Here is a 5,844-nt window from a genome sequence, read left to right as displayed (position 1 = left end):
TTCGGGGCCTCGGGGGCCTTGGCGGGCGCGGCTGCCTTGGGGGCGCCGCTGCCGGCCTCGCCCGACGCCAGGATGGTCCCGACCTCGACCTCGGCGCCTTCGGCGACGAGCTGCGGCCCCAGCACGCCGGCTTCGGGTGCTGCGACCTCGACGCTGACCTTGTCGGTCTCCAGCTCCACCACCGGTTCGTCGGCGGCGACGCTGTCACCCGGATTCTTCAGCCACTTGGCAATCGTGGCGGTCGTCACGCTCTCGCCCAGTGTCGGAACCTTGATCTCGGCAGACATCTTTCTTTCCATTCCCTCTGCCGGTCAGATCCGCGTGCTGGAACGGGGCATGGCCTTCCATGCCCCCCACCCGTCGTCTGCCGGCTTGTGTATTCTCAACTTAACCAGACTGAAGCCGGCGCGAAAAGACCGCGCCGGCCGACCTGCGAACGTCCCCGCCCGCCGGCCGGGGCGCCCCCGCAGGCCCCCCCCCCCGCGCGGGCGCCCAGGGCCGCCGGTTGGCTGGCATGCACCCGGGCCCCCCCCGCGGGCGGGCGGGGTTTTTTTTTACACAAAACCCCCCCCCCGCCCCCCCCCCCAACCCCCCCCCCCCCCCCCACCGGCCAAGGCCCCGGCCCGCCGGCCGGGACGCACCCTCAGGCCACGCCCAGCGCGCTGGCGACCAGGGCCGCCTGTTCGCTGGCATGCACGCGGGCCAGACCCGTGGCCGGGCTGGCGGCCGCGACGCGACCGACATAGGTCGGACGCCCGCCCTTGCGGCCCACCTTGCCCATCACGCCCTCGATCAGGCGATCGACGAAGGTCCATCCCCCCATGTTCTCGGGCTCTTCCTGGCACCAGATCACCTGCGCCTTGGGATACAGCGCAAGCTGTTCGGCCAGCAGTTTTTCCGGGAAGGGATAGAACTGCTCCAGCCGCAGGATCGCGACCTTGTCCAGCCCACGCTCGCGCCGCTCGGCCAGCAGGTCGTAATAGACCTTGCCCGAGCAGATCACGACCCGCTCCACCTTGTCGCCCGACGCGATCGGATCGATCTCGCCGATGACGGGGCGGAACGTGGTGCCCGACGCGAACTCTTCCAGATTGGACACCGCGAGACGATGACGCAGCAGCGATTTCGGCGTCATGATCACCAGCGGCTTGCGGTAATCCATCTTGAGCTGGCGACGCAGGGCGTGGAAATAGTTCGCCGGCGTGGTGATGTTGCACACCCGCATGTTGTTCTCGGCGCAGAGCTGGAGGTAACGCTCCAGACGGGCCGAGGAATGTTCCGGACCCTGGCCTTCATAGCCGTGCGGCAGCAGCAGCACGAGGCCCGACATGCGCAGCCACTTGGTCTCGCCCGATGCGATGAACTGGTCGATGATGACCTGCGCACCGTTGGCGAAGTCACCGAACTGGCCTTCCCACAGCACCAGCGCGTTCGGATCGGCCAGCGAGTAGCCATATTCGAAGCCCAGCACGCCGAATTCGGACAGCAGCGAGTTATAGACCTCGAACACGCCCTGCGCCGGGTCGATATTGTTCAGCGGCGCATAGGTGTTCTGGTTGACCTGATCGATCAGCACCGCATGGCGCTGGCTGAAGGTGCCGCGCTGGCAATCCTCGCCCGACAGGCGGACGCGATGCTTTTCCAGCAGCAGCGAGCCGAAGCCCAGGGCCTCGCCCGTCGCCCAGTCGATGCCTTCGCCGGTCTCGAACATCGCAGCCTTGGCCTTGAGCTGGCGCACGATCTTCGGGTTGACGTTGAAATCGGCCGGGGCGGTGCTGATGGCGGCGCCGATCTTGCGCAGCGCCTCGACCGGAATACCGGTCGCCGGCTCGGCATCCACCTTGCCCACCGGCGGCGGCTTCAGGCCCGTCCAGGCGCCTTCCAGCCAGTCGGCCTTGTTGGGCTTGTAGGTCTGCGCGGCCTGATAGGCTTCTTCCAGCTTGTTGTGGAACGCATCCCACTGCGCCGTGGCGTCGGCCTCGCTCACCACGCCTTCGCGCGCCAGACGGTCGGCATAGAGCGTGCGCACCGTCGGCCGGGCGGCGATGGCCTTGTACATCGTCGGCTGGGTGAAGGACGGCTCGTCGGACTCGTTATGGCCGTGGCGGCGATAGCCCACGATGTCCAGCACGATGTCGGTCGCGAATTTCTGGCGGAAATCGGCCGCCAGACGCGCACAATAGATCACGGCTTCGGGCTCGTCGCCATTGACGTGCAGGATCGGCGCCTGCACCGCCTTGGCAACGTCCGTGCAATACAGGCCGGAGAATGCATGGGCCGAAACGGTGGTGAACCCGATCTGGTTGTTCACCACGATATGGACCGTGCCGCCGGTGCGATAGCCGATCAGTTGCGACATCGCCATGGTCTCGTAGACCAGGCCCTGGCCGGCGAAGGCGGCATCGCCATGCATCAGCACCGCCATATGGCGGCTGCGCACATTCGGGTCGTCATCGTCCTGGGCCGCGCGCACCTTGCCGATCACCACCGGATCGACGGCTTCCAGATGCGACGGGTTGGGCTGGAGCGAGATGTGCACCGGGTTGCCGTCGATATCCACGTCGGTCGAGGTGCCGAGATGGTATTTGACATCGCCCGAGCCCTGCACGTCGTCCGGCTTGAACGAGGCGCCGGCGAATTCGCTGAAGATGGCCGTGTAGGGCTTGCGTACGATGTTGACCAGCGTGTTCAGGCGGCCGCGATGCGGCATGCCGATCGCCACCGTGCGCACGCCGTCCTTGGCCACCTGGTCGATCAGCGCGTGCAGCGCGGGAATGGTGACGTCCTCGCCTTCCAGCCCGAACCGCTTGGTGCCGACATAGCGCTTCTGGCAGAACGCCTCGAAACCCTCGGCCTCGGTCAGATGGCTCAGGATCAGCTTCTTTTCTTCGACCGAGGCCCCGGCGCGCCAGTTGTCGCCTTCCAGCCGCTGCTGCAGCCAGTTGCGCTGCTCGGGGTCCTGCACATGCATGTATTCCGAGCCGATCGGCCCGCAATAGACGGCGCGCAGCGCGTCCAGCACCTGGTTGATCGTCGCGGTCTGCTTGCCGATCAGGTTGGAAACGATCTTGCCCAGATAGATCGGGCGGTCGAGATCCTTCGGGCCGAACCCGTAGGTCTCGGGGTCGAGATCGGTATGGGGCTTCGGCACCTGCAACCCCAGCGGATCGAGCCGGGCCTCGAGGTGGCCGCGCACGCGATAGGCGCGGATCAGCTGCGTCGCGCGCAGGCTGTCATCGGCCGCCGCATTCAGGCTCTCCGCCGAGACGGGCGCGCCCTTGGCCGGGGCCGCCACCACGTCGCCGCCATCGATGCTGGACGGGCGCGGCGCCCACGAGGCCCCTTCCGCGTCATGCAAAATCGCAGCGCCTTCCTCGTCCATCGCCGCGAACAGCGATGCGAAAGAAGGATCGACGCTGCCGGGGTCCGCCGCCCAGCGAGCATACAGGTCGGCCAGATAGGCCGTGTTGGCTCCGCTGAACGCGGTCGACAGGATATCTACGCCCGCCATCTTGAAGACATCTCCTCGTTCATGACCTGACCGGCCACGTCATTATCCGGGCCAGAGCCATCGCCGCCAATCATGGCGGAATATCGGCCCCGGCCGTTTATCGTCTCAACCCTAACGCCACCTTCGGCCATCCGCCGCCATCTTTCGCCACGGTCAGGATTGCTTCGCACGCATACTCACCTTTCCGTTTCCACCCGCCTGCACGACGGGGCACGGAACCCGCGACCAGACGCAAAGCGCACCAACGGCGGCAAAACCGGCGGACGACCCGAAGGGCCGCCCATACCCAAGCAAAGAGCGAACCACTTGCCTACCGCCGCACCGCTCACACCACCGCCATATGCGTCACGATACCGTGACGGAAGGGAACGCCCGCACCGAAGGCCGAACACCCCCTGCCGCCGCCCGCGCACCCCGGCGCGCATGGTCCGGAAGACCCTGCCACCGCCCCGCACCCACCCGTTGGACATGATGAAAAGAAAGGCAGACCCTGCATCTATTTTAACAGGCCCGGCGGCGCCCCGCGCCGGATCAGGAGAGATGCGGCAGGTCCAGGTAGGCGGCACTCTGCATCTCCTCCAGGCGCGAGGCCGTGCGTTCGAACGCCTGCGCGCCTTCGCCCTTCTGGTAGATCGCATCCGGCTGGTCCTCGGCCGAGCCGAACAGCTTCACCTTCTGCTCGTACAGCGTGTCGATCAGAACGATGAAACGGCGGGCAACATCGAAATTATCGGGGCCCAGACGAGGAATATCCTCAAGCACCAGCGCCGGGAAGCGCGTGGCAAGCGCCAGGTAATCGCCCGCGCCCAGCGGCCGCCCGCACAGATCGGCAAAGGTAAAGCGCGCGACCGGACCGGCCGCGACCGTCACCGCCAGCTTGCGGCCCATCACCTCCAGCGTCACCGGGCGGATCGGGGCGCCATCGGCCAGGCGCATGAAGATCGAATCCAGTTCCTGCACCGCATCGGGGCCGGGCGGCACGATCCAGGTCGTCATGCCGCGCATGCCGCCGCGCCGATAGTCGCGCGGCGAGTCCAGCACCACCGTATCGACCTCGCGCTGGATGATCGCGATGAAGGGCCGGAAGGCATCGGCCCCCGGCCGGTTCTGGAACAGGTCCTGCGGTTCGGTGTTCGAGGTCGCGACCACCACCACGCCATCGGCGAACAGATATTCGAACAGGCGCCCCAGCACCATCGCATCGGCGATGTCGTTCACCTGGAATTCATCGAAGCAGAGCAGCCAGGCGTCCTGCGCGATGGCATGGGCCAGCGGCGGTATCGGGTCGGTCAGTTCCGGATGCGCGCGCTTCATGTCATGCAGCCGCTTGTGCACATCCTGCATGAAGCGGTGGAAATGCACCCGCATCTTGTGTTCGACCGGCGCCAGCTCGAAGAACAGGTCCATCAGCATGGTCTTGCCGCGCCCGACCTGCCCGACCATGTAGACCCCGCGCGGACGCGGGGCCTCCGGCGCGCCGCCTTCCAGGCCCAGCCGCGCTTTCAGGCCGCCGAGCAGGCCCTTGGGTTTCGGCCGCCGCACCACGGGGTGATAGCCGGGCAGTTCCCGCCACAGCCGGTCCAGCCGCGCGGCCGCCTTGGCCTGCTCGGGGTCGCGGGACAGCAACCCGGCGGCCACGCGCGCCTCGTACGCTGCCAGAGGCCCCGAGCCAGGGGGCAGGTTCAGGTCGGATGCGAAGGCTGTCAGCGCGGATTCCATGATCTATGGCCGATAGCGCCGGCGACGCATCTCATCAAGGGCATCAACTCGCCAAACCGTGTCGTGACAGGGCTGCTCTCCATCTGGTGAACTCCGCCGCGGTCCATGACCACACATCAAGGATATATCGCGATGATCGACTGGTCCGCCTACCGCCATTTTCTCGGCCAGGCCGTACCCGCCTTCGCCACCCTTTCACCGGGCACGGTCGAAGGGCTGACGACGCTGGACAACGCCGCCAAGGCCACCAACCGGCTGGATGCCAAAACGCGCGAACTGATCGCGCTGGCCGTCGCCGTGACCACCCGCTGCGACGGCTGCATCGCGGTCCATTCCAAGGCTGCCGTAAAAGCCGGCGCCACGAAGGAAGAGATCGCCGAAGCCCTGGGCGTGGCCGTGGCGCTGAACGCCGGCGCGGCGGCAGTCTATTCCACCCGGGCGCTCGATGCCGCCGAAAAGGCCGGCAGCGGGGCCTGAACTCCTGCGGCGGGGCCTCGGCCCCGCCGCCCCCGTTTCCGGCCGCCTTGCGTTGTAGCCGGCGCCGGCTCTAGGAATCGGGATGTGGTTTTGATCCTCCCATGCAGGGTCCATGACCGTCACCACGCCGCTCCGCC

General features: G+C 67.1%; 4 protein-coding genes. 1 reads left to right on the top strand and 3 read right to left on the bottom strand.

Annotated features, from left to right (window positions below; genetic code table 11):
• From ABF821_RS19500 to zapE, 3 genes are all read right to left on the bottom strand, one after another.
• Nucleotides 1-287 (bottom strand): biotin/lipoyl-containing protein (locus ABF821_RS19500; protein WP_415531281.1); only part of this gene is annotated, 287 nt, incomplete at its 3' end.
• Between the two features lie 356 nt (nt 288-643).
• Nucleotides 644-3,511: a 2-oxoglutarate dehydrogenase E1 component gene (locus ABF821_RS19495; protein ID WP_415531280.1), complete on the bottom strand. Its 2,868-nt coding sequence runs from the start codon at nt 3,509-3,511 to the stop codon at nt 644-646.
• 531 nt (nt 3,512-4,042) lie between these two features.
• Nucleotides 4,043-5,230, bottom strand: a complete 1,188-nt coding sequence (zapE, locus tag ABF821_RS19490; RefSeq protein WP_182973118.1) for a cell division protein ZapE — start codon at nt 5,228-5,230, stop codon at nt 4,043-4,045.
• A 132-nt stretch (nt 5,231-5,362) separates the two neighbouring features.
• Here zapE and ABF821_RS19485 point away from each other — a divergent pair, with 132 nt between their 5' ends.
• Nucleotides 5,363-5,707 (top strand): carboxymuconolactone decarboxylase family protein, encoded by a 345-nt coding sequence (locus ABF821_RS19485; protein WP_182973117.1) that lies wholly within the window; start codon nt 5,363-5,365, stop codon nt 5,705-5,707.
• The last annotated feature ends 137 nt before the right edge of the window (nt 5,708-5,844 follow it).

It is taken from the genome of Gluconacetobacter sp. (assembly GCF_047721585.1).
Classification (GTDB): Bacteria; Pseudomonadota; Alphaproteobacteria; order Acetobacterales; family Acetobacteraceae; genus Gluconacetobacter; species Gluconacetobacter dulcium.
This window is presented reverse-complemented; position numbering and strand designations above follow the sequence as displayed.